The following is a 22,334-nucleotide window of genomic DNA, read 5'->3' on the forward strand; positions in this document are numbered from 1 at the left end:
TGGTTAAGCGACTACTTCGTGTAGACGCTTCTGCTTCACTGCCTCTTTAAGCTCAAGCGCGATACGTCTGCCCATGTACATGTTCTCGCCGTAACGCAAGTATGCGTAGGGTGAGGTGCCGATGCCGACGTTAGTGCCAGCCACGATGCGCGCGGAGATTTCGAAGGTGTAGATTTTGAGGTCGTCGGTGATGACGGTTTCGAGGCAGAAGGGACCAATGATGCCAGGCGGAGCGAGTTCAGCGGCTTTTTTATGCACGTTTTCGCCCATGCGCATGATTTCGGGCAACAATGATTCGCGGAGTACGATGGGGAAGTTGCCGACTACGGTGTAGGTTGGGGCAACGTCGATTTCGAGTTGTTCCTGCGCAGGGATTTTGCCGATGCTATCCACTGCTGATTCGTAGCGGCGATCCATCGCGAGCAGTTCCACGTCGTTGTTGAGGATGCTACTGAAGTAGCTGGGGTACACGTTGACGCCCAGCGCATATTCTTGGAGATGCACGCCTTCTAAGTCAGCTTTGGTGACTAGGCCACGTTTGATCATTTCGTCAGCTTTCTTGTAATAGCCTTTGGGTGAGTTGGCGAGGAAGTAGCCACGTCCGCCCTTGGCTCCCTGCAACTTGGCGATGACGAGGCGGTCAATATCATCGGGCGAGTTGAAAACGGCGGGGAGACGCAATCCAGCCTGCCGTAGCCATTCTTCTTGGCTTTTGCGGTTGGCTTCCCAATGGAGCAGTTTACGGTTTCCCATCATGGGCACGTTGAGGCTGTCGGTGAGCTGCTCGGTGCTAAGATATGCAGTGAAGCTGCCATGGGGGATTAAGACGACGTTTAGTTTGCGTAGTCGCTCCTGTAGGGCGGGGCTGAGAAGTTCACTGAAGTCTTTGACTATGATTAATTCGTCGACGAGGGGGTACTTTTGGTACATGATGGCGTCTTTTTCTTTGCAGATACAGACGGTGCGGAAGCCTTCTTCTTTGGCGCCCTTGAAGATGTTGAGTGAACTGTGTGAGCCTAACGTGCCGATTGCAAGCTTGGACTGATCATATTTCTCAAGGATACGAGCAACGTCAGCGGCTTCAATCATGTAACCACATCAGCCAATCTGCCAGCCTTCACAGCAGCCTTAATTTCCATGGCGACACGTCTGCCGGGACCCACTTCGATGCCATACTTGTATTTCATGTAGGGTGAGGTGGCTTCGACGCAGGGGCAACCAGGTACGCGGGGGCTTACGTCGAACACGTAGAAGTCAAGGTCTTTGGTGACGGCGCCTTGCAGGGCGAAGAGCCCAATCATGCCGGGTGGATACTCCTTTTTGCAGGCTGAGACGAATTTTTCTGCAGCTTCAAAGATTTTCTCAATTTGACTTTCCCGCATGGTTGCGCCCATGTGACCGATTTCGATGTTCTGGGTGGGGATGTTAAGTTCCATTTGCTCTTGCGCGGGTAAGTCAAGCACGCCGTCGAGGTCGGTTTGGATGCGGCGGTCAAAGCCCAAGAGGTCAATATCGTCGGTTAATGGCGACCAGAAGAGGTTAGCGTTGAATTTAGCTCCCAACACATACTCCTCAATAACCGCCTGCCCAAGCGCTTCGCGGGTGATGATGCCCTGCTCTATGCGCTTCTCAGCAACCTTTTCGTATTCTTGGGGGTTGGAGGCGTAGAAGAAGGCACGTTCGATGCTACGGGTTTTCTCGGGGACTTTGATGATGGCTAAGCGGTCGATTTCCTCGGGGGAGTTGAAGGTTTTAGGGGTCTTGATACCTGCTTGTTGGAGGAGATAGAGTTGGTTTCGGGGGGTGTTTCGTTCTTCGGTGCGGAGCATGCTACGGTTACCCATCAACGGCACAGCAAACTGGTCCTCGACGGGCTCGTAGCCAGCGTAGACTGAAAAGGAACGGTTAGGCACAAACACCGTATTTAGGTCTGTTAGCTGCTTTACGGCGTTGGGGCTGGTTATGTCTGAGAATTTGTCCAGCGCAATGACGTGGTCGAATACGTTTTTGTAGTATTTGGTGTATGTTTTGTCGCGACCCTTCTGGACGACGACTACGGTTTCGAAGCCTTCCTGTTTTGCGCCTGAAGCAATTTCTAGCGCGGAGTGGCTTCCCAGTACGCCTATTCGGATTTTGCTTTGGTCATATTTGCTAAGGATTTGGTTTAGGTGCTCGGTTATCATGCTTTTTCACTCATATACTCCTTGTAAGCGCCTATCACTGCTGACAGCGAGGGTACATCAAACAGTTTGAGACGCGTCATCTCATTTGCAGTTGCCATATACATTTGGCTAATAACGGTTTTAAGCTTGGCGTCCAACCGTGGCGGCTGCGACTTGCACAGCGATTTCCAGTCCTGTACGCCGTGGGCTTCAGCGTCCTTTTTGGCTTGCTCCAAATCCGTATACCACGCGGTTTTCTTGTAGAATTGCCGCGCCACCTCTTTGCTGACGTGTACGCCGTCGTGGGTAAAGCGGCATTCATCTAGGGTGCCTAAGACGTCGACGAGGATTAGTCTGCGTTTGTCGTCGAAGCCTAACTCGATTTTGCCGTCCTCGTTTTTGAGCCCTGCGTTTTGGGCGGCTTCGGTTATGGTTTGGTCAGCTTTGAGCAGCACTGCTTTGACGTCTGCGAGTTCTGTGGCGGTTAAGCCAGCGATTTTCTGCGCCTCGGTCCATGTTACGTAGCGGTCGGTTTCTTCGAGTTTGGTGCTTACGTCGAAGATTGGGTTTTTGAGGGTTTCGCCGGGGGTGGGTTGGTGGTCTAAGCCCAAATCGGCTAGGGTGGTTTTGCCTTGGGCGAGGCGTTTAAACACTGAGGAGCCTTCGGGTAAGCCGTTGCGGTAGATGATTTCGAGGGGTATGAGGCAGTTTTTGAGCGTCTGGTTGTAGATGCTGTAGTCGTGGACGATTTTGCCGCTTGTGACTGTGGTTTGGGGTCTGTAAACGTTTACGAGTGCGACTTCCATGATGCTGGAGGGCGCTTTGAGTTCTTTGACTTTAACTGCTTTGCCTTCTGCGTTGACTAAGCCGCGGTAGTGGCTGTTTACGCCTAGTTTTTCGAGTTGTTCAAAGCAGTATGCCCCCATCAGGCAGAGCGCGGCGCCTTTGCCGTCGATGTGGTCGGGCATTTCGCCCCAATCAAATACGCTGTAACGGTCAGAGAATAGAAATCTCCCAAGCCCCATAGCTGTCGGGGTTGGTTTTTGGATGATTTGTAGGTCTTTTACGCTACCCATTCTGTTCCCTCGGTATCGGTGATAATCTGTTTTCCACTTATATCACTTTATCCTATTAAAAAAGGGCTCTAAACGGCAATTTTAAGCAAAAGCTATTTATCCATAACAGAATGGTGTGAGCTAATAGGTTAAGGGGGTAAATGGCGATGGCGGCACCGGCGCAAAATGTTACAGCACAGACAAGATTTTCCAGCAGCCAAACAAATTCTTTAGAGTTATTGCCAAAACGTTGGTTCTGTGCTGGATTGGAACCTTCAGGTCGTGCGTTTAAGATTGAGTCCGAATCACCGGATAATTTTCTTGAGGCAATGAAAAGCTCAATCATTACATGGGTTGACTACATCACCGACGACCAAGCCAAAGATTTACCAATAGTAGCCGCCCAGATGGGTTTTAGCGATGCCATCATTACTAACTTAGCCAGCTGCGACCAACTTAACTATTCAGACTTTGACAGTGAAATGTGGCTAACTTTCCCGACCATTCAAATAAGGGGAAACGACGTTAGACCCTATTCACTTGTTGTTTTAATTCGTAAAAACCTAGTTTTCACCATACATGTCCGCATGATAGATAAACGGTTTCTAAGGCTGCGAAGATATTCAGAAACGATTCTTAGGAAAATCCCCACAGACATCAAATCTGAAGACAGACTGACGCTTCTGCTTTCACGCATTCTCGAGGCTAACAATGACAGTAACTTTAGGCACCTACGAATCATCGAAGAATACGGCGACGAACTGAACCGTGATTTGATGGATAAAGACGTGGACAAAGCTACGCTGGGGCCTAAAATTTACCAGATGAAACACGCCCTAATCGTTTACCTAAACGCGCTGTGGGAAAGCGTGGATGTATTACAGACGATTCGCTTCGGAGACGCAGAACTGCTCACAGATGACCCCAAAATTGTGAACTTGTTCGCCGGCATGGTTGAATCAGTGAAAAGCCAAATAGGCTTATCGGAGCACATGTCTGAAGTTTTAGCTTCAGGCATAGAAGCGACACAGTCAATATACAACAACCAGCTAACCATCGCAAACAATCAACTAACCATCTCAAACAACCAGCTAACCGTATTTAACAATCGCTTAGCAAAGGTTGTTGCGTACCTAACCATTGTGGGCACCGCCATCTTGATTCCCAACACCATCGCCACCATGCTTGGAAACTCTGTTTGGGCGATTGGACCTGAATTTTTCTGGACATATGCGTTGTTGATGATTGGAGCCACTGGTGTGGGTAGTGTTTTGATGTGGGTGTGGATTAGAAAGACTGGACTTATGATGGAAGAAAAAGAACACCCGCCGAGACCAAATAAAACCAAACCCCCAGCTTAATTGCGCTGTGTCGCTTTTTAGCGCCCGCATAAACTCGTAATACTCGCAAATTTGATAGCGCTGAAAAGTGAAGTTTATGTGCCAGTAGGCCGAAAGGGGATGGGTCTACTCTGCCTAAGAGGGGTAGGTCACTATTGACGCAGAAACAGCACATTAGCATGTTGAAAACCAGTAGAAACCCCTACCTAAGGGTCTTTGAGGTCCCCTGCAGCGTTAGGGTTTGTGAAAGACAATGTCGCTGTGGTCTATAAGCAGATAGAAAAACACCTTGAGGTAATCAGTCAAGACAAAAGCAATGAGCGCGTATCCCCAAACGAATCTGGCTAAGCCCCATGCGGGAGTTGCGAATGGTTTAAAGAATTGGCAACAGTTAATTTATTGAACATTTTTGGTTGTGATTTTGTGGCTTTAACTTATGTGGATGTAGTGCGTAGCGTGCGGGATTATTTTGAATTCCAAGGCTACACAGTGTCTACTCAGCTAGGCCCCAGCGGTAAAAGTGAAGAAATCACTGCAACTAAAGACAAAGACAGCTACATAATCGAAGCCGTCGGCGATTCCGCCACAGCACAATTGGCAAGCGACGGGAACGTTGTGTATGCAGTCGGCAAAATTGTGAAGCGCATGAAGGAGAAAGGGTTTTGGATACATTACGGAATTGCGATGCCTAAAAGTGACTATAAGCTGCTTAGAGATTTTGAAATTGAGGGGTTCGAGACATTGGGGCTGCATTTGTTTTTGGTGGAGAACCTTTTCTCACTGCTTCATTTGCATCCGCAGGAAGCGGTGCAGTTGCTGGAGCAGCTAAAAGACATCGGCATCGTCAACTTTAACGCGTGGAAACTTTAACTTGGAGAAGCATGAGGAAGAGGCCCGTTTGAACCGTTAAGCGAAGGCGGGAGCAACCCTTGAGCTTACCCCCCACATACGTTTGAATCGTGAGACTCAACGTCTGTTAAAGCTCTGCAGATTGCAGCCGCTTGTTCGCTGCCTTGTCCATTCGAACCTCTTCCCATTGCGGATCTTTGTTAGCTTTTGTTGGGGTGTTCCTTTAACAGGAAACCTCTTCTGTTATCGTAACTCTTACGATAATACTATAAAAGGGTTACGTAGCCCAAACCATGATTACAAAAAACAACCACACAAAACCAGTTAATACCCACATAACACCAAAGCCGAGCTCCCACTCCCCAGGACCTGTTCAGAGAGCCTCTCCCGCCCTCATCTAAACTACAAATAGGCAGGGACCCGCCGAGAAGAGCGGTTGTAGATTTGAGAAATCGCCTAAGTCAAAGAGTTGCTGTTGAGGCACAACCACACATCCTTAAGCCATGGTTCATGTAAAAACTCTTGGAAGGCATGGAACCTTTACCCCGAAGACAAAAAGACACAAGTTGCCATGACAACTGATCAATGCACCGTGCCTTCCAACGTTTTTAGGTGAACATTTTTGGATATGGAAATAGAGCGTTTATCGGATATGCGTCTCAAAAAGACGCCTTGGCATAAATGGGGACCCTATCTAAGTGAACGTCAATGGGGAACTGTAAGAGAAGATTACAGTAAAGACGGAGCAGCATGGGATTATTTTTCTCATGATCAAGCAAGATCGCGAGCGTATCGTTGGGGCGAAGACGGCTTAGCAGGAATCTGCGACGAGAATCAGAAGCTGTGTTTTGCGGTAGCCTTGTGGAATGGGCAAGACCCGATTCTTAAAGAACGACTTTTCGGCTTAACCAACAGTGAAGGCAACCATGGCGAAGACGTTAAAGAATACTACTTCTACCTAGACAACACCCCAACCCACTCCTACATGAAGTACCTCTACAAGTACCCACAGAGAGCCTACCCCTATCTGGATTTGGTGGAGACTAATCGGCAACGAACCAAATTTGAATTTGAATATGAACTCCTTGACACAGGCATTTTTGACGACGACCGCTACTTTGATGTCTTTGTCGAATACGCCAAAGGCGCACCAGAGGATATTTTGATTAAAATCTCCGCGTACAATCGAGGACGAGAACCCGCCGATCTGCATATTCTGCCCACCTTATGGTTCCGCAACACCTGGTATGGAAGCACCACACCTGTCGAGCGACCCAGCCTCTTAGAGATAACGGCTATGCCAAATGTGAATGCCGTCGAAGCTCATCTGCCCAACGTTGGAAGATATTACCTCTACTGCGAACCCGCTCCGCTGCTCTTCACGGAGAACGAAACCAACAATAAACGGCTATTTGGAACCGAAAACGCAACACCCTACGTTAAAGATGGCATAAACAATTATGTCGTAAACAAAGAGGTCGACGCCGTTGACCCTGCGAAAAGAGGTACCAAAGTGTCCGCAGACTACCAGTTCATTATTCCCAGCAAAGAATACCGAACCGTCAAACTAAGGTTAACCAACCTAAAACCCGAACATTTGCCTCAGGAAAACTTTTTTGGCGCAGACTTCAACGAAATATTCAATTTACGCAAAGATGAAGCAGACGAATTCTTCAACGTGTTTTCGCCTTCAAAATTCAGCGCAGACCAAAAAAACGTTCTACGACAAGCCGTTTCAGGTATGCTTTGGAACAAGCAATACTACGAGTATGATGTGGCAAAATGGCTAACCGAACACCACATAGACTACTACAATGAAACAAGCGATACCATTCGGAATCGTCAATGGTTCCACATGATGAACGGCGACGTAATCTCCATGCCCGACAAATGGGAATATCCTTGGTATGCGGCGTGGGACTTAGCCTTCCATACGATGGTTTTCTCATTGTTTGACCCCGAATTTGCGAAACAACAGCTAAAACTGATGTTAACCGAACGTTACCTTCATCCTAATGGCCAATTCCCCGCTTACGAGTGGAACTTCAACGACGTCAACCCACCCGTCCACGCCTGGGCGGTACTCTTTAACTACTATATTGAAGAAGCCCTCTACGGCAAAGGAGACTTAGCCTTCGTTGAGGACGCCTTCCAAAAACTGCTTATGAACTTCACATGGTGGGTTAACCGAGTAGACAGCACAGGAAAAAACATCTTCGCAGGCGGCTTCCTCGGCTTAGACAACATAGGGCTTTTTGACCGAAGCGCCAAGCTTCCTTTGGGAGTAACGTTAGACCAAGCGGATGGTACAGCGTGGATGGCGATGTTCTGCCAAAACATGCTCACTCTTGCCGTGCTGCTTGCCAGACACAACCCCATCTACGAAGAACAAGCCATAAAATTCTTTGAACACTTCCTATGGATTGCCCACGCAATGGCAACAGGAGGACCAAATAAGGAAGGGCTATGGGACGAGGAAGACGGCTTCTTTTATGATAATCTGCGGCTACCAGACGGACGCTCAGTACGACTAAAAGTTCGCTCGATGGTTGGGTTGATTGCTTTATGTGCCACAAGCGTTTTCCCCGGAGACTCGCTTCAGAAGATGCCGAGATTTGCGGAACGCGCCGCATGGTTCACGCGTAACCACCCTGAACTCGTAGCTCACATTCATCGCCCCGGCGTACAAGGACTCAATGGAACCTTCATGATTGGGCTGCTAGATGAGAGTAAGTTGCGCCGCATACTCGAAAGGATGCTCGACGAAAACGAGTTTTTCAGCCCTTATGGCATACGTTCGCTCTCCAAAAGCTACGCAGAACAGCCCTACAAGGTGGATTTAGGGGGGCAGAGCTTTGAAATCGAATATGCCCCCGCGGAATCCACAACGGGCGCGTTTGGCGGCAACTCTAACTGGCGTGGACCCGTATGGTTCCCCATAAACCTCCTCCTTATCCGAGCGCTCATTAACCTCTACTCTTATTACGGTGACGACTTCAAAGTCGAATGCCCCACTGGCTCTGGCAGAATGATGAACTTTTTTGAGGTAAGCCAAGAAATCGCTACTCGGCTAGAAAGGATTTTCCTCAAGGACTCTGAGGGCAAACGACCTGTCTATGGTGGATCAGATAAATTCCAAAATGATCCCTACTGGAGAGACAATATTTTGTTCTACGAATATTTCCATGGCGACAACGGTGCAGGTGTTGGCGCAAGCCATCAGACAGGCTGGACAGGACTTATCGCAACGTTGATGCGGCTTTATGGCTCCATAACTGTGAAGAGCTTTGGTGCTGGTCGCAAGGGCCTGTACGAGAACATGGTCAACTATCGCATATAATCAAAAATTAATATTTTTTTTATTTTTTAATACATTTTTCTAGATAATAATTTACTATTTCAAATATGTATCAGAGATTCAGATTTCTAAGTCGTAATGATATTATATAATGTCCGTCAAAATTGTGTAGCAAGACTCAAAATCAGGAAAGGATGAAAAGTTAAATGACTCTTGCATTGGAAAACGACGACGTAAAGAAAGTCTACAACAAGCAACCCGATGCCTGGAAAATTGCTAAAAAAGAACAAACATACGCTAATCAATTAACCACCATCGAGGATACCCTCGCAAGATTCGGACTTCTAAAAAACGAAATCCGAGTGTACCTCCACCTCGCCCGCGCAGGCGAAAAGAAAGCCGGCGAAATCGCCGAAGCCATAAGCCTCCACCGCACCGAAACCTATCGCATACTGCGCGACCTCGAAAAGAAAGGCATAGTCTTCAGCATCTTTGAGAAGCCACTCAAATTCACAGCTGTCCCCCTTGACAAAGCCATCGACCTCCTCGTAGACGCCCAGAAAATCCGCATCAGACTCCTCGAACAAGAAAAACCCAGCCTAGTTGAACTCTGGAAAACCATGCCTAAAACCAAAGTCGAAAGCACCAAAAAAGAACTCTTCCAAATGCTAGAAGGCGAACAACAAGTCCTCATGAAAGCCAACGACCTACTAGAAAAAAGTCAACACAAATTCGAAATCTACGCCTCTGCAGAGTACCTGTCCGAACTCTATTACAACGACTTCTCCGACAACCTCAAAGCCCAAGCCAAAAAAGTTCAAGTTAACCTCGTCACTGATAACACCATCAAAAGCGCCTACTTCATCGGCCAAATGCAGTGGCTAACCGACTCACACCACATCAGCGACGAACAAAACCTGCCCTGCTTCATGATATCAGACAGCAAAGAAGTCCTAATAGCCTTCCACGAGAAGGAAAGCGACGGCAACGATGACGCCAAAAAGAAGCTCCGAACCGCAGCCATCTGGACCAACTACAGCGCACTCGTCAACACGTTACAGATACTCTTCGCCAAACTCAAACAAGACTAACCATTTTTTGGTTGTTCTCTTCTTTTATCACCCCTCAAAAAAAGGGGTTAAATGACTTTTTTTAGGTCACCTACAAAACGTTCAAACACTGCCATGCCACCCCGCCAAAAACTGGGGTCCGCTACGTTTAAGCCCACGGTTTCGCCGATGCCCAACGGGGACAAGCTGCTTCCAGCCGAAAGTGCACGCACCAGTTTAGGCACAAACGCCTTGCCTTCCTTGAGGTACTGCTCGTAGAGGGCATACACGAACATTTGCGCGTAAACGTAGGGGTAGTTGTAGAAACGGTAGTTTGCCATGTAATAGTGGGGTTTCATGGTCCACTCAGCGTCCATCTCTGAGAACCAGCTTACTGCGTCGCCGTAGATTCTGTCTCGGGAGGTTGTCCAGTGACTGCAGATGGTGGGGTAATCGAGGAATTCACCTTTCTCGATGGATGCGTAGAGCGCCTGTTCAAACCACACCCGCGCCGTAACCTGAAACGCAGTCATCCCCGCTTCATCAAGAACCAAACAAAGCACTGCGCTGCGTTCAGCATCTGATTTGGCGCCCTCCAACATGAGGTCAGTTAGCAAGAGTTCCCCAAAAATCGAGGCAGTCTCAGCCACCACCGAAGGCACATTAATGTTGAGGGGGGTCTGGTTCCGCGCCATATACCAATCATGAGTGGCATGTCCTAATTCATGCGCCAATGTGAAAACATCGCTTAAGGTGCCGTTGAAGCTTTGTAGGATGTAGGCGGATTTGCCGTTGTAGTGGTTTGCGCAGAAGGCGCCGTTGCGTTTGCCGAAGCGTGGGGTGGCGTCGATGTGTTGCTTTTGGAACATTTCCTTAACCCCCAAAGCATACTCAGGGTCAAAGCGGCCGTAGGCGTCCACAACCAGCTTCTCGGCTTGCGCGAAGCTGTATTTTAGTTCAGGCGAATCGGGCAGAGGCGCAATGATATCGTGGTTTCCAAGTTTAGGCAACCCCATGAGCTTGGCTTTCATCTGAAGATAATCCCGATACTTCACTGCGCCCTCTTCTATGGTTACGAGGAGATTATCAATTATGCCCTGCTCGGTATCGTTGCTTATTAAGCTGGACGCCATGGGCGAAGCGTATTTGCGACGCTTAGATACTGTGACCCAGTCGTTGCAAATGCTGCGTAACGCCGCCGAGAAAACTTCGCCGTCTTTGCCGAGCAAACCATAAATGGCACGGTTGGCTGATTCCCGAGTGGCGCGGTCGCTATGCGAGAGCAATCCGTTAGCTTCGCCATAGCTTAATGTCTTCTTCTCACCCAACACGGTCACTTCGAAGAGGCGGGTGTTGAGCCACTTGCTCTGAAGCTCCTCCCATGCATACACGCCGAATTGGTCTTTTTCAATTATAAGCTGCTCTTCTACCTCACTTAGTTGGTGCTCTACACGGCGGTAGACGCGTTCAAGCATATGACGATAATTGCTTAAGGCGGGGTCTTGGATGTAGGGGGGGTTGTTTTTGAGGAGTTTGCCAAGTTCAAGCGAGAAAAACGCTAGCTGCTTGCCGAGTTCTGCGTCGAGTTTGTTGACGCGGTCGTTGAGGGTTTGTGTTTGGGGTAGCGTCATGTTTGCGGCGAAGCAGAGGCTGGCGTAGAGGGAGAGGTCGCTGGTTTTTTGCCTAAATTCCTCCATGCCTTGCAGGCACTCTAGCAGGCCTTGTGGGGTTAGGTTGGTGATTTTGCTGCGCCATTTTTGCTCAAAGGCGTCGGTCAATGTTTTGGCGTCTTTGATGGCGTGTTCTATTTTGGGGTCAGATATGCTAGAAAACAGGCTGGATAGGTTCCAGGTGACTTCTTGCGTAACCAAAGTTAATGCGCCTCTACGGGGATATACGCCGCTGGGTTATTGTGCGTTTTGATGCAGCCAACCCGAGCCAGGCCTGTTTTATTTTTGTGCTTAAATACCGTTTATGCCTCGGCGCCCATGGCAAACGGCAATTTTCATGGAAAAAACTCCGCAGCAACCATTGGGGGTTTAAAGGTTGATTTAAAAAATGGCGTGGTTGATTGTCGGTTTTTACCTTATTGGTTCGAACACTCTTTTATAACCTGCAGGTAGCTGGGGTTTAGGCGACTAATTTGGTTAAAGGTTTCACTGACCGCTGGAAACAAAACGAGAAAGACCCCTCCATAGTATCCAAAATTGCAAATGTGGGTAAATCACAGGAGAGCATAAAAGATCAAATTACACAAGTCACCAAACGGCTCGACATGCAAACACAGGGCCTAGACGCCGCCATCGTGCGCTTCCAGAATCGGGACAAAGAAATGTTTAACCGCGTTGTCAAAGCCATGGCAAATCATGAAGAGGCACGCGCCAACATCTTTGCAACCGAACTCGCCGAGATACGTAAAGTAACCAAGATGCTAAGCCATGCCTCACTGGCATTGCAAAGCGTTTCCATGCGGTTGAGTACTGTCTCTGAAATGGGAGATTTAGTGGCGGCTCTTAGCCCAGCCAAGACCCTGCTTAATGATGTCCGCGCGGAAATGTGCGGTATCCTTCCTGAAGCCAGCCAAGAACTTGGAAGCATCGGGGACTTGCTAGGCGAAATCTGCACTACAACCAATCAGGACAGTGGCATGTCGCTTAATCCAGGCGGTCCAAGCCCCGATGCTTTAGGTATCCTTGAAGAAGCTGAAGCTGCAGCGGCACTCAAACTTAACGAGCGACTTCCGGAAGTTTCCAATGAGCAGCCCCTTAAACGTAGAACAGGGCTGGAATCTTCCTCTTTATAGTAAAAAACGCAGGCAACTCGCAGTATTAAAACCTAAAAATTTGCTACTTAACCCTTGAAACTCTTATATACACCCGATGAATATTCACTGATGAGTGTCATGGCTGAAGTTTGTTCGACATGTGGACTACCTAAAGACCTATGCGTTTGTGGCGAAATAGAGAAAGAGCAACAACGTATACGCATACGCCTTGAAACCCGAAAATTCGGAAGATCAACCACCATTATTGACGGAATGGACGACAAAAACACCAACCTGCAAAATGTCGCCCAGAAACTAAAAACCTACTGCGCCTGCGGAGGAACCCACAAGAACGGGCTAATCATGCTCCAAGGCGACCACCGCGACCGCGTTAAAGAATTTCTCATAAAAATCGGCTATCCACAAGAAAACATCGAACTCCAGTAACCTACCGCTAAGATCAGGGTGTACCTTCATAGATGGGAGCATTAGATGGCTTACGAGATGTATTCAAACACACTAAACATCGTAGCCCTACCCAGATTTTTTGTCCCCGTTGTTGCAGCCCAAAAATTAATCTCAACAGTAGCTTAGACGTGTGGTTAACGCCCAAAACTTATCATTGCGAAAACTGTGGATACACTGGCATCTTGGTTATGGAGTTAGAAGAAGAAAAAGAAGAAAATAAAGAGGAAGAATCGCCTTAATCAGGCAATTCAAGATTGAGTTGTTTTTTGAGGGTCTTGTAGCGGTTACGAACCGTGACTTCTGTTACGCCGGCGGCTTCTGCGATGTCTTTTTGTGTCTTCTTTTCGTTGTTCTGTAGACATGCAATGTAGAGTGCTGCTGCTGCTAAGCCCATGGGGTCTTTTCCTGCGGCGGCGCGTTTTCGTCTGGCTTCTCGAAGGATGTTTATGGCAGCGCCTTGAGTCTTGCCGGATATGCCTGTCTTCTCTGCGATTTTAGACACGTATGTTAGAGGGTCAGCGATGGGCATGTGTACTTCAAGCTCACGCAACAAGAGTCGGTAGCATCTTGCAACGTCTTTTTTGTCCACTAAGCTGGCTTCTGCGATTTCTCGTAGAGTTCTGGGAGTTCCACTTCCGCGGCATGCAGCATAAAGCGCGGCTGCAGCTATGGCGGCGATGGAGCGTCCGCGTACGAGTCCTTTATCGAGAGCTTTGCGGTAGACAACGGCTGCTTTTTCCTTGATTGGAGGAGGAATGTAGACTTTGTCGGATAAGCGGTCAAGTTCAGCCATTGCTTGTGCGAGGTTACGGTCGATGCTTGAGTGAACACGGCTTCGGATTTGCCATTTGCGAAGACGCCACATCTGTAGCCTTGTTGAGAGGGGCAGTTTTCTGCCGAAGGCGTCGCGGTCGACTTGGCTGATGGCTGTTGATAAGCCTTTGTCATGTACGCTGTAAGAGGTGGGTACACCGACGCGGCTTCTGGATGCTTTTTCTTCTTGGGTGAATGCACGCCATTCTGGGCCTTTGTCCATCATCTGTTCGTAGAGGACTAGTCCGCAGTCGCCGCACACGGTTTCTCCAGTGTCATAATCGTGAACAAGATTTTCTCCACCGCATTCTGGGCATTTGTCTGCTGAGCGCTGGGTTGTTCTTTGGGGTGTATCTTTCCTTATACTCATGTTGTAGTCTACCTCTTTTTAATGTGCGTAGAACCGTCACCATAAGGCCAAACCTGCCTAGAATTAGTACATTCGGCCCGCGCAAACTAAGCAAAGGAACTGATATCATATTTAAGTTTTGTGGTTTATTAAACCTATTGCACATTATAGTTTCTATTTATCACACAACACAGCGGCTGCTTAATGAGAAATATTGTAAAAATGTGTAAAACCGCGAGCGCGGCAACCCCCCAAAATATAATAAAAAGTTTTATGCCAGAACACAAACCCAAACCAAAACCCACACAAAACAGCCCCAACCCAACAAAAACCTGCCTGCACCTTGGGGAACGCTTATTAGGAAAAAACACGTCCCATTAAAACCCAGCAACAAAAACCGCGCAGCCCGTTGGTGTAGTGGTCAAGCATATCGGGCTTTGGACCCGACGACGAGAGTTCGAATCTCTCACGGGCTACTTTTACACCTCGATAAAGAATACTGAATCCGTCCCCTTGATGCACTCATACGCATCATTAAAAACGATTCTGCGGGGAGCTTGGAGTACCTATAATTAAGAAATAATTGCCAAAGCACCTGTATTTGTAAAATAATATATACGGTATTTTATTACACATGTTTACAGGTGTAAAAAGGAGAAAGTAACAATTGAGAGAGAACAGACTGGTTTTTATTTTCGAAATATTTTTGATGGCTATTCTTTTCTTTGGAGTTTTTATCTCTACGGCTCAAGCTGCAACAATAAACACATCTTTTCTTTCAGACACATCTATTACACCTAACCCCGCAGGTCTTGGTCAACAGATTAGGATAATTAAGACCATTTCACCTGAGCCACCGGCAGGATATTCTTATCATGGAATCAGATTTAGTGTTATAGACAGCAATGGGAACTACCAGATTGTAGGAACAAATAGCACTCAACCGGGAACGGGAACATTTTATTTTTCCTACACACCCGATATCGCGGGTGAATATTTATGTATGTTTAATTATCCAGGAGAAACGTTAGCGGGCAATGTTTACTCTGGTTGTCAAAGCAATAATTCATTTTTAGTTGACAGTTCTCTACCGACACCATCTCAGACCCCAACATCAATGCCTACGCCAACATCAAACAGCACACAAACTACAAATCTTGGAACAGTCCTCAACGTTTACTGCCAAAGCTCAACAACTGCCACAAACTTCAAAGTAAACATACAGGGAACTCTGACAGCGGATAATTCAGGCATATCTGACGCAGCAATTCAATTATCATACAGTGTCGATGGCGGCAACTCATGGACACCATTGACATTTGTAAGCACTGATAAAGGTGGGACATTCCAAGCAGTTTGGACACCATTGGTTTCAGGTAATTACTTTTTGAGAGCCCTATACGAAGGCAATTCAGAGTTGGCGCCTGCAAGCACTGTTGTAAATTTTGCGGTTCTGCCTTTCGATGATGATTCCGTTTTCTCAGTAGCATCTAATTCGACTGTTACCGCTCTGGCTTTTAACTCCACTATTCAAGAGTTAAGCTTCACAGTAAGCGGAGAAGCAGGAACAACAGGATACGTCAATGTCTACATATCAAAGTCACTGATGAGTGATGTATCAAATCTAAAAGTATACTTTGACCAAGAAAACCTCGGGCCCGTTACTCAATCTTTAGGCGAGTCATGGCTTGTCTCTTTAACATATCACCACAGTATACATACAGTAACCTTGGCGCTGAATTCGAATACAATAAACACTCAAACGCAAACAGAAAATATACAGTACATTACTGCTGGTGTGGCAGGAACGATTTTAGCTATTGCAATAACGATGGTGCTCCTGAAAAGTAAAAACTTGAAAGGTAAAACTAAACGCAAATTCAAAAACACTAAAGAACTTTGAACTTTAAAGAGCAACTTTCTCAAATAGAAAATTTGGGTGCAACAATGGGGTAAAGTACAGATACGGCAACAATTGAAAGCGCAATAGCACCAATCAGCCCAAGCATAAACAACAAAGCAAATTCACCCTCATTACGTTCAAACAGCTTTTTTGTATTGTAAATGGCATAAACTAGAATTATGCTGAGTAAAATTATGGGTAAACTGACTAATATTGGAGCACTAAAAAGTATCCCAGATAATGGAAATACTACCCAAGATAAGGGAAGGTATAGTAAAATACAGCCTATAGCTAGAAGAATTACTCCTACCTCTCTGAGCATAATCTACAATCAATGCCAGAAGCATAAGTATTTTTGCAATACGCTCCAAAAATGGTTCTCATCGGCTGATTAAGTGGGTATACCACCTTCAAAAAAAGTTAAAAAAGTCTAAGTATCTGCTCGAGTAACATACTTTGAAGAGGAACAGTATGCCTCATGTTGTTTTAAACGGAGTTGTTCGGTTAGAAGAGGTTTTTGATCAATTAAAACCGATCATGATACGAGAAGGACAGACAATTCTTCGAACAAATGAGCTATACCTTGAACACAACAAGGATGCAATATTGGTTGATTCGCTCGCTATTGAGGCGGGAAAGAAAACGGCTTTTCTAGCTATGATATCGAGCAGGGATGATGGTTTGGTTGTCAGGCTATACCCTAAGTTTGAGGTTGAAAAGACAGGCGGCGTTAAGAAGATATTAGCTGAAATAGCCAAGCAGATCATCGAGGTTTTTCCTGCGTTAAAAGTAGGCGAAACCAATCTGCAAGACTACCTAAAATAGACACAAATAGAGTCGTCTGATTGCGGTTAAATTTATTCTTCTATTATCTCGTAGCTGCTGGTGATTTCGGCGGTTTTTTTAATCATGGCTTCAATAGGGCAGTATTTCTCGGTTGAGAGCTGAATTGCCCGTTCTACGGCTTCTTTTGCGATGTTTTTTCCTCGGATTATGTATTTAACGTCGATTTTTGTGTAGACCGTGGGAGGTTCAGCGGCGCGTTCAGCTTCGACTTTGATGCTGTAACCGGTGATGTTTTGGCGTTTCTTTTTAAGCACACTCACCACATCATAACTGGTGCATGCTGCCAGCGAGGCTAGAAGGGTCTCCATGGGGGAAGGCGCGGACGCTTCGCCGCCGTGGTCGATTGGCGCATCAAAGTTTATTTTTAGGCCCTTCTCGGTTTTTGCTTCAAAACGGAAATTACCCTTCCAGTCCAGAACAATTTTTTTTCGGTTAGGCGTCATAATAGTAATGGAGGCGTAATGTAAGAAAAAGTTTGCCTAAACCCTCGGCATGAATCGCCATTTTCCGATTTATATGCTTAGGGGTTGGAGTTGTCTGCTTAATGCCTCTACGGCAGCTACGCAACTCGTAGAAAAGGGATGAAAAATTGTTATGGGTGATTTTTTTTGCGGTACATCCAAAATGCGGTGCCGCCAACAAATACCAGTGCCAAGGGAACTACTAATGCGATTACGGTTAGGGTTGGGAAGGGTTCGCCGGGGGTTTCGGTTTCAGTTGGAGAAGCAGTGGGTGATGATGTTGCTGCATCAGTCGGAGAGGCGGTTGGAGAGTTTAGGGGTGAGGATGTTGGAGAGGCAGTTGGATTGTTATTGGAGTTGGATGTAGGTTTGGGGGTGGGAGTGGGGGTGCTTTCGGGTGCTCCTTCGTCATATTGTAGGACTAAATTGTAATTTGCCACGTTTTCCACGGAGATTGTGACCGTGACGGTTGCGGGTTGGGTTTGAACAGAGTAAGAGTTTGAGGTGATTTCGTGAAGACCCGCTTCTGCGAATGTATATAGGGTTCCGCCTCCTGTGCCTCCGCCGTCATAGGTTAAGGACAATTTAGAGGTTTCACCAGTGGCGTTGCAGGTTCCTACAACGCGGATGAAAGAAGGATTGGGAACAGATGCAGATACCTTTTGGTTTTCGCTGCCGGTTATGGTTTTTACGTCTTTCCAAACGGCGTCCTCATTGGTCCAATCAGGGTTTGCCTGCACAGAATTTACTAGGAAAGCTGCAGCTAAAATCGTTAGCAGACTTATAGTGAGCAGAGTAAGGGTCAATGCTGATTTCTTCATCCAAGCACCAACTAGTATTAGTCGGGCGACCAATTAAACCTTTATGAAGCAATAAGTCACATTAGCCGATAGTTAACTAATCAGAAAAATATTTTCAGATACAATTAATCCCTTCAAGTTATGCATCGAATCAACAAGATGAACCACACCAAAATTATGAGGGTAATTAGACCCCTATAAGGTAGATTCTCGCAGCCAAAATGGGCAAAACAAGCACTAACCCAAACGACGCCGCAGACAAAGTCATTATCCGCAAAGCTTTGTTGATGTCGTCTCCTGAAATGTGACCATGGTCGTCGCCTAGTGTGTAGTAGCCTTGCTTTTCAAGTTGGATGTTTAAGGCGCCAGCCATTGCGCTGATGGTGAAGCCTGCGTTGGGGCTTGCGGTTTTGTGTTTGTCACGTTGCAGAATACGCCATGATTCACGCCAATCCGCGCCCAACATGAAAGCAGCGGCAACCATGAGGTAGGCGGTTATGCGGGCTGGGAGGTAGTTGGTGTAAGTGTCGAGTTTGGCGCTGAACCATCCGATGTTGCGGTTCTCCACGTTCTTGTAACCCACCATTGAATCCAAGGTGTTGATGACTCGATAGGCGAATGCTCCAGGAACGCCAAAAAACGCATAGAAGAAGAACGGTGCGGTTATGCCGTCGGTGGTGGATTCGGCGATGGATTCGACGGCGGCGCTGATGATTTGGCGTTCGTTTAGGCTGTTGGGGTCTCGGCGGACAATGTAGGGGAGCCATTTGCGTGCGCCTGCTAAATCGTTTTGTTTGAGTGCTGCCGCGATGGGTTTGGTGTATTGTCCCATGCCAGAAATGGCAAAGGTGGCTTTGAAAAGGAGCGCGCCAGCGACTATGTAGAGAACTTCACCATATGGAAAGGGCAGGGTGCGTAGCCAAAAAAGAAGCACGAACGTTGGTAGGGCAAAGATGAGCATGATTGAGAGCGCCATTAGTACGCCGTTGATTTTTTCCCGTTTCGGGTTTGGGTGTTTGGATTTGCGTTTGAAGAAGGTGATGAGTTTGCCGATGCCTATGGTTGGGTGGATGCGGTCGGGGTACTCGCCGAAAACTAAGTCTATAACGAAGGCTAAGGCGAAGATGCAGACCGAATCAATAAACCATGACAAGTCAAACCAGAACATACCGTAAGCTAAACCGCCCTAACCGCTTCATGTAACGCCTCAATCAAACGTTTGTTTTCTGTGTGAGTTTTGACTGCTATGCGAATATAGTATTGGTCTAAGCCCTTAAAGGAAGAGCAATCACGAATCAAAAGACCTCTGGATAGCACTCGGTTTTTGAGTTCTTGAGCCGTTAAACCAGAGTTGCGTATGTCTATGAAGAAAAAGTTCGCATCTGGCTCCCCAAACTTAAAGGAGGTAAACTTGGAGAGTTCCGCCTGCAGCCACGCTTTTTCTTTTTTGATGATTTCGCGTGTTAATTTGAGGTGTTCCTCGTCGCGTAGTGCAGCTATGGCGGCGGGTTGCGCGAGGCAGTTTACGTTCCAAGGGATTTTTGCGCAGAGCAGGGCGTTTATGAGTTCGGGGTTGGCGATGCCGTATCCGACGCGTAACCCTGTTAAGCCATAAATTTTGGTGAAGGAACGTAGGATGAATAGGTTAGGGTACTTGTTGATGTTGCCAATCATGGATTGGGCTTGTTCGGCTTGGACGAATTCTAAAAAGTCCTCGTCAAGAAACACCAACGTATTCTGCGCTAGTGCATCCTCTATGATGCCTTTTAGCGTGTTGGGGGGGATGAGCATGCTGGTGGGGTTGTTGGGGTTGCAGAGGAAAACGATTTTTGCACCCTTCATCTCTTGACGAAAACGTAGAGCGTCAATGTTTAGGTCCTTACCCATTTTAACGAACTTTGGGCATTCGCCTGCTTTTCGGACGGCACTTTCGTATTCGCCAAAGGTGGGGGCAGGCATAACCACGGTTTCGCCGGGTTTTAGGAAGGTTTCGGCAAAGAGGTACATGAGTTCGGTTGAGCCGTTGCCCACGATGAGGTTGCCGCGGTTTATTCCGTAGTGGTTGGCTAGGACGTCGCGGAGTTCGTTGCTGTTGGAGTCAGGGTAGGAGGCGATTTGGTTAAAAGCGGCTTGGGCGGCGGCTAAGGCTTTTTGTGATGGACCCAAGGGGTTGACGCTGCTGCTGAAGTCTAAAATTTCTGTGGGGGCTTTTCCGCTTTGTTGTGCGGCACTTATTACTTCTGCGCCGTGGACGCATGGCTTGAGACTTCGAATGTTATCCCTTACTAAGCTGTCTATGGGATTCATGTGTGTCTTTCCTTGCTGTGCCCCTAATCTGAGGTTTCTTGTAAACGTAAATGATATAAATGTTTGGTTGGATGCTCCAACCAAATGCACAAGTTAGAAAAGGGTTTTTGAAGTAGAAGAGGAATCCTATAGGTAAGCAAGGGATGAGAAATGAGCAAAAAACCAGACAGCCAACACATGAAAGAATACCTCAAAGACATGCTCAGAGATAAACCCAAAAACGAACCCGTCGAAAAAACGCTTGCCATCTTCTGCGAACGTTACGGCGTAAATATGGAAGAATGCCAAGTCCACTACAATGACTTAGTCAAAAAGGGCGTTATCAAAGAATAATCACGGAAAGGGGCTACGCTTGAAGGAACTTGTCTTTGTAGGATTAGGATTAAACGACGAATACGGCATCACCTTAAAGGGCTTAGAGGAAACCCGAAGCGCCGACGCCGTATTCATGGAAACGTACACGAGTCGCATGCCCGATTTCAGCATAACCCACTTTGAGGAGCTCTGCGGCAAAAAAATCCAACCCGTCACCCGCCAAATGCTCGAAGAAGAAAACGGCCAAGCCCTCCTCAACGCCGCCGCAGCAGGTAAAGCGGTGTTTTTGGTACCCGGCGACCCCTTCATCGCCACCACCCACATCACGTTACGTATCGACGCACAAAAAAAGGGCATCCCGACCCGAGTTGTCCACGGCATATCCATCATGTCCGCCATCGTTAGCCTCTCGGGCTTGCACAATTACAAATTCGGCAAAACCGTCACTGTCCCCTTCCCCGACAATTTTAGCGAAACCCCCTACAACGTCATAGCCCAAAACAAGCAACGAGGACTGCACACTTTGTGTCTTTTGGATTTGCGGGCAGCTGAAAACCGCTATCTCCCCATTAACGAGGCGCTAAAGATGCTACTTGAGGTCGAAGAGAAACGTAAGTTGGGCGTGCTTAGCGGGGATGCAGTTGCGGTTGGCATCGCACGTGCTGGAGGCGAGCATCCTGTTATGAAGGCGGATTTTGTGGCGGAACTGGCAAAGTTCGATTTTGGGGAACCCCCATTTAGCCTCATAATCCCGGGAGAGTTGCATTTTATGGAGGTTGACGCGTTAATCGCGTTGGCTGGGGCGCCTGTGGAGTTTCGGAGGCTTGCCCATTGAGTTTAGAGGCGCTTGCCGCGAAATATATTGGTTCAGCCGAGAAGGTTTTAGGGGAACTAAAACGCAACCCAACCCCAATAACAATAACGGAAGATGCTGTCGCGACGGTTCTTCGTTGGTGCAGAGATTATTTGGAGGATGCAAAGTATTATAAGGCGCAGGGTAAGCTTGAAACCAGCTTAACCAGTGTAGCTTACTGCGAAGGGCTACTAGATGCACTTCGACTGCTAGGTGCGGTGACGTTTGAATGGCCAACCAAACAAGAAAAACCCGAGCCAAAGTTGTCTTAGCCTCAGGCGTATTTGACCTGCTCCATCTGGGGCATGTACGGTTTTTAGAGGAAGCCAAACTTGCAGGCGGTCCCGACGCGCGGCTTGTCGTCATCGTTGCTAAAGACAGCACTGTGGAGAAGACAAAGGGAAAAAAACCCATACTCTCCGAGGGGCAACGGTGTGCGGTGGTTGCGGCGCTGCGAGTTGTGGATGAAGCGTTGGTGGGCTATGAAGGGCTCGACATCGGCGAAGTTATTGAAAAAATCAAACCTGACGTCATCGCGTTGGGCTATGACCAAGAGGCGATGGAGCGGGAAGTGGCGGCGTATGTGGCTTCGCATAAATTGCCTGTGAATATTGTTAGAATTGGCAAATTTGGAGAGAACTCTTTAGATAGCTCGACGAAGATTAAACAGAAAATACTCGACCGACTCTCTAAGTGAGTGGT

The 22,334-nt window shown here is 47.4% G+C and carries 22 protein-coding genes and 1 tRNA gene; 14 read left to right on the plus strand and 9 right to left on the minus strand.

Features of this window, described 5'->3' with window-relative positions; translation table 11 throughout:
* Positions 1 to 3: 3 nt before the first annotated feature.
* Genes NWE92_08200 through NWE92_08210 form a run of 3 tightly spaced genes read right to left on the minus strand, consistent with a single transcriptional unit; the run spans position 4 to position 3,238 of the window.
* Positions 4 to 1,089 (minus strand): formate--phosphoribosylaminoimidazolecarboxamide ligase, encoded by a 1,086-nt coding sequence (locus tag NWE92_08200; protein MCW4029612.1) that lies wholly within the window; start codon positions 1,087 to 1,089, stop codon positions 4 to 6.
* Positions 1,086 to 2,183, minus strand: coding sequence for a formate--phosphoribosylaminoimidazolecarboxamide ligase family protein (locus NWE92_08205; GenBank protein ID MCW4029613.1), 1,098 nt, complete (start codon positions 2,181 to 2,183; stop codon positions 1,086 to 1,088). Before NWE92_08205 ends, NWE92_08200 begins: the two co-directional genes overlap by 4 nt.
* Positions 2,180 to 3,238, minus strand: a complete 1,059-nt coding sequence (locus NWE92_08210) for a phosphoribosylaminoimidazolesuccinocarboxamide synthase (GenBank protein MCW4029614.1) — start codon at positions 3,236 to 3,238, stop codon at positions 2,180 to 2,182. Before NWE92_08210 ends, NWE92_08205 begins: the two co-directional genes overlap by 4 nt.
* A 308-nt stretch (positions 3,239 to 3,546) precedes the next feature.
* On the opposite strand from NWE92_08210, the gene NWE92_08215 reads away from it, so the two are divergent.
* The 4 genes from NWE92_08215 (at position 3,547) to NWE92_08230 (ending at position 9,795) form a co-directional block, all read left to right on the plus strand.
* Positions 3,547 to 4,578 (plus strand): CorA family divalent cation transporter, encoded by a 1,032-nt coding sequence (locus tag NWE92_08215; GenBank protein ID MCW4029615.1) that lies wholly within the window; start codon positions 3,547 to 3,549, stop codon positions 4,576 to 4,578.
* A 360-nt stretch (positions 4,579 to 4,938) separates the two neighbouring features.
* A complete protein-coding gene (locus NWE92_08220) occupies positions 4,939 to 5,427 on the plus strand; it encodes a hypothetical protein (protein ID MCW4029616.1) in 489 nt (162 codons plus the stop codon).
* 607 nt (positions 5,428 to 6,034) lie between these two features.
* The gene (locus tag NWE92_08225; GenBank protein ID MCW4029617.1) at positions 6,035 to 8,746 is read left to right on the plus strand and encodes a glucosidase; all 2,712 of its coding nucleotides are present in this window, start codon (positions 6,035 to 6,037) and stop codon (positions 8,744 to 8,746) included.
* Between the two features lie 164 nt (positions 8,747 to 8,910).
* Positions 8,911 to 9,795 carry a hypothetical protein gene (locus NWE92_08230; GenBank protein ID MCW4029618.1) on the plus strand — a complete coding sequence of 295 codons (885 nt, stop codon included), beginning with the start codon at positions 8,911 to 8,913 and terminating at the stop codon, positions 9,793 to 9,795.
* A 47-nt stretch (positions 9,796 to 9,842) separates the two neighbouring features.
* Here the strand turns inward: NWE92_08230 and NWE92_08235 are convergent, their stop codons facing one another.
* On the minus strand, positions 9,843 to 11,624 hold the full coding sequence (locus NWE92_08235; protein ID MCW4029619.1) for a M3 family oligoendopeptidase: 1,782 nt from the start codon (positions 11,622 to 11,624) through the stop codon (positions 9,843 to 9,845).
* A gap of 272 nt (positions 11,625 to 11,896) precedes the next feature.
* Here NWE92_08235 and NWE92_08240 point away from each other — a divergent pair, with 272 nt between their 5' ends.
* The 3 genes from NWE92_08240 to NWE92_08250 all read left to right on the plus strand — a co-directional run bounded on the left by NWE92_08240 (position 11,897) and on the right by NWE92_08250 (position 13,224).
* The gene (locus NWE92_08240) at positions 11,897 to 12,556 is read left to right on the plus strand and encodes a hypothetical protein (GenBank protein MCW4029620.1); all 660 of its coding nucleotides are present in this window, start codon (positions 11,897 to 11,899) and stop codon (positions 12,554 to 12,556) included.
* A 99-nt stretch (positions 12,557 to 12,655) separates the two neighbouring features.
* On the plus strand, positions 12,656 to 12,964 hold the full coding sequence (locus tag NWE92_08245) for a translation initiation factor (protein MCW4029621.1): 309 nt from the start codon (positions 12,656 to 12,658) through the stop codon (positions 12,962 to 12,964).
* 32 nt (positions 12,965 to 12,996) lie between these two features.
* Positions 12,997 to 13,224, plus strand: coding sequence for a hypothetical protein (locus NWE92_08250; protein MCW4029622.1), 228 nt, complete (start codon positions 12,997 to 12,999; stop codon positions 13,222 to 13,224).
* On the opposite strand, the gene NWE92_08255 is transcribed toward NWE92_08250, so the two are convergent.
* Positions 13,221 to 14,168: a transcription initiation factor IIB gene (locus tag NWE92_08255; GenBank protein ID MCW4029623.1), complete on the minus strand. Its 948-nt coding sequence runs from the start codon at positions 14,166 to 14,168 to the stop codon at positions 13,221 to 13,223. The two genes, NWE92_08250 and NWE92_08255, sit on opposite strands and share 4 nt — an antisense overlap.
* Before the next feature lie 382 nt (positions 14,169 to 14,550).
* On the opposite strand from NWE92_08255, the gene NWE92_08260 reads away from it, so the two are divergent.
* From NWE92_08260 to NWE92_08270, 3 genes are all read left to right on the plus strand, one after another.
* Positions 14,551 to 14,623: transfer RNA gene (locus NWE92_08260), tRNA-Gln, on the plus strand.
* 191 nt (positions 14,624 to 14,814) lie between these two features.
* Positions 14,815 to 16,050: a hypothetical protein gene (locus tag NWE92_08265; protein ID MCW4029624.1), complete on the plus strand. Its 1,236-nt coding sequence runs from the start codon at positions 14,815 to 14,817 to the stop codon at positions 16,048 to 16,050.
* Positions 16,051 to 16,521: 471 nt separating this feature from the next.
* On the plus strand, positions 16,522 to 16,875 hold the full coding sequence (locus NWE92_08270) for a hypothetical protein (protein ID MCW4029625.1): 354 nt from the start codon (positions 16,522 to 16,524) through the stop codon (positions 16,873 to 16,875).
* Positions 16,876 to 16,907: 32 nt separating this feature from the next.
* On the opposite strand, the gene NWE92_08275 is transcribed toward NWE92_08270, so the two are convergent.
* The 4 genes from NWE92_08275 to cobD all read right to left on the minus strand — a co-directional run bounded on the left by NWE92_08275 (position 16,908) and on the right by cobD (position 20,464).
* Positions 16,908 to 17,339 (minus strand): OsmC family protein, encoded by a 432-nt coding sequence (locus NWE92_08275; GenBank protein ID MCW4029626.1) that lies wholly within the window; start codon positions 17,337 to 17,339, stop codon positions 16,908 to 16,910.
* Positions 17,340 to 17,488: 149 nt separating this feature from the next.
* The gene (locus tag NWE92_08280; protein MCW4029627.1) at positions 17,489 to 18,178 is read right to left on the minus strand and encodes a PT domain-containing protein; all 690 of its coding nucleotides are present in this window, start codon (positions 18,176 to 18,178) and stop codon (positions 17,489 to 17,491) included.
* Between the two features lie 166 nt (positions 18,179 to 18,344).
* Positions 18,345 to 19,325, minus strand: a complete 981-nt coding sequence (locus NWE92_08285) for a cobalamin biosynthesis protein (GenBank protein MCW4029628.1) — start codon at positions 19,323 to 19,325, stop codon at positions 18,345 to 18,347.
* 8 nt (positions 19,326 to 19,333) lie between these two features.
* A complete protein-coding gene (gene cobD / locus NWE92_08290) occupies positions 19,334 to 20,464 on the minus strand; it encodes a threonine-phosphate decarboxylase CobD (GenBank protein MCW4029629.1) in 1,131 nt (376 codons plus the stop codon).
* A 150-nt stretch (positions 20,465 to 20,614) separates the two neighbouring features.
* Here cobD and NWE92_08295 point away from each other — a divergent pair, with 150 nt between their 5' ends.
* From NWE92_08295 to NWE92_08310, 4 genes are read left to right on the plus strand one after another with little or no spacing between them, the layout of a single operon-like run.
* Positions 20,615 to 20,797: a hypothetical protein gene (locus NWE92_08295; GenBank protein ID MCW4029630.1), complete on the plus strand. Its 183-nt coding sequence runs from the start codon at positions 20,615 to 20,617 to the stop codon at positions 20,795 to 20,797.
* Positions 20,798 to 20,816: 19 nt separating this feature from the next.
* Positions 20,817 to 21,614 (plus strand): diphthine synthase, encoded by a 798-nt coding sequence (dph5, locus tag NWE92_08300; GenBank protein ID MCW4029631.1) that lies wholly within the window; start codon positions 20,817 to 20,819, stop codon positions 21,612 to 21,614.
* Positions 21,611 to 21,904 (plus strand): DUF357 domain-containing protein, encoded by a 294-nt coding sequence (locus NWE92_08305; protein ID MCW4029632.1) that lies wholly within the window; start codon positions 21,611 to 21,613, stop codon positions 21,902 to 21,904. The genes dph5 and NWE92_08305 overlap by 4 nt, the downstream gene beginning before the upstream one ends.
* A complete protein-coding gene (locus tag NWE92_08310) occupies positions 21,862 to 22,329 on the plus strand; it encodes an FAD synthase (GenBank protein MCW4029633.1) in 468 nt (155 codons plus the stop codon). The genes NWE92_08305 and NWE92_08310 overlap by 43 nt, the downstream gene beginning before the upstream one ends.
* The last annotated feature ends 5 nt before the right edge of the window (positions 22,330 to 22,334 follow it).

The organism is Candidatus Bathyarchaeota archaeon, assembly GCA_026014745.1.
GTDB lineage: Archaea > Thermoproteota > Bathyarchaeia > Bathyarchaeales > Bathycorpusculaceae > Bathycorpusculum.

Excerpts from the sequence above, each read along its gene's own strand:
- NWE92_08200 (MCW4029612.1), bottom strand. The coding sequence starts at position 1,089 with ATGATTGAAGCCGCTGACGTTGCTCGTATCCTTGAGAAATATGATCAG.
- NWE92_08205 (MCW4029613.1), bottom strand. The coding sequence starts at position 2,183 with ATGATAACCGAGCACCTAAACCAAATCCTTAGCAAATATGACCAAAGC.
- NWE92_08210 (MCW4029614.1), bottom strand. The coding sequence starts at position 3,238 with ATGGGTAGCGTAAAAGACCTACAAATCATCCAAAAACCAACCCCGACA.
- NWE92_08215 (MCW4029615.1), top strand. The coding sequence starts at position 3,547 with ATGAAAAGCTCAATCATTACATGGGTTGACTACATCACCGACGACCAA.
- NWE92_08225 (MCW4029617.1), top strand. The coding sequence starts at position 6,035 with ATGGAAATAGAGCGTTTATCGGATATGCGTCTCAAAAAGACGCCTTGG.
- NWE92_08230 (MCW4029618.1), top strand. The coding sequence starts at position 8,911 with ATGACTCTTGCATTGGAAAACGACGACGTAAAGAAAGTCTACAACAAG.
- NWE92_08245 (MCW4029621.1), top strand. The coding sequence starts at position 12,656 with ATGGCTGAAGTTTGTTCGACATGTGGACTACCTAAAGACCTATGCGTT.
- NWE92_08250 (MCW4029622.1), top strand. The coding sequence starts at position 12,997 with ATGGGAGCATTAGATGGCTTACGAGATGTATTCAAACACACTAAACAT.
- NWE92_08255 (MCW4029623.1), bottom strand. The coding sequence starts at position 14,168 with ATGAGTATAAGGAAAGATACACCCCAAAGAACAACCCAGCGCTCAGCA.
- NWE92_08270 (MCW4029625.1), top strand. The coding sequence starts at position 16,522 with ATGCCTCATGTTGTTTTAAACGGAGTTGTTCGGTTAGAAGAGGTTTTT.
- NWE92_08275 (MCW4029626.1), bottom strand. The coding sequence starts at position 17,339 with ATGACGCCTAACCGAAAAAAAATTGTTCTGGACTGGAAGGGTAATTTC.
- NWE92_08280 (MCW4029627.1), bottom strand. The coding sequence starts at position 18,178 with ATGAAGAAATCAGCATTGACCCTTACTCTGCTCACTATAAGTCTGCTA.
- NWE92_08285 (MCW4029628.1), bottom strand. The coding sequence starts at position 19,325 with ATGTTCTGGTTTGACTTGTCATGGTTTATTGATTCGGTCTGCATCTTC.
- cobD (MCW4029629.1), bottom strand. The coding sequence starts at position 20,464 with ATGAATCCCATAGACAGCTTAGTAAGGGATAACATTCGAAGTCTCAAG.
- NWE92_08295 (MCW4029630.1), top strand. The coding sequence starts at position 20,615 with ATGAGCAAAAAACCAGACAGCCAACACATGAAAGAATACCTCAAAGAC.
- NWE92_08310 (MCW4029633.1), top strand. The coding sequence starts at position 21,862 with ATGGCCAACCAAACAAGAAAAACCCGAGCCAAAGTTGTCTTAGCCTCA.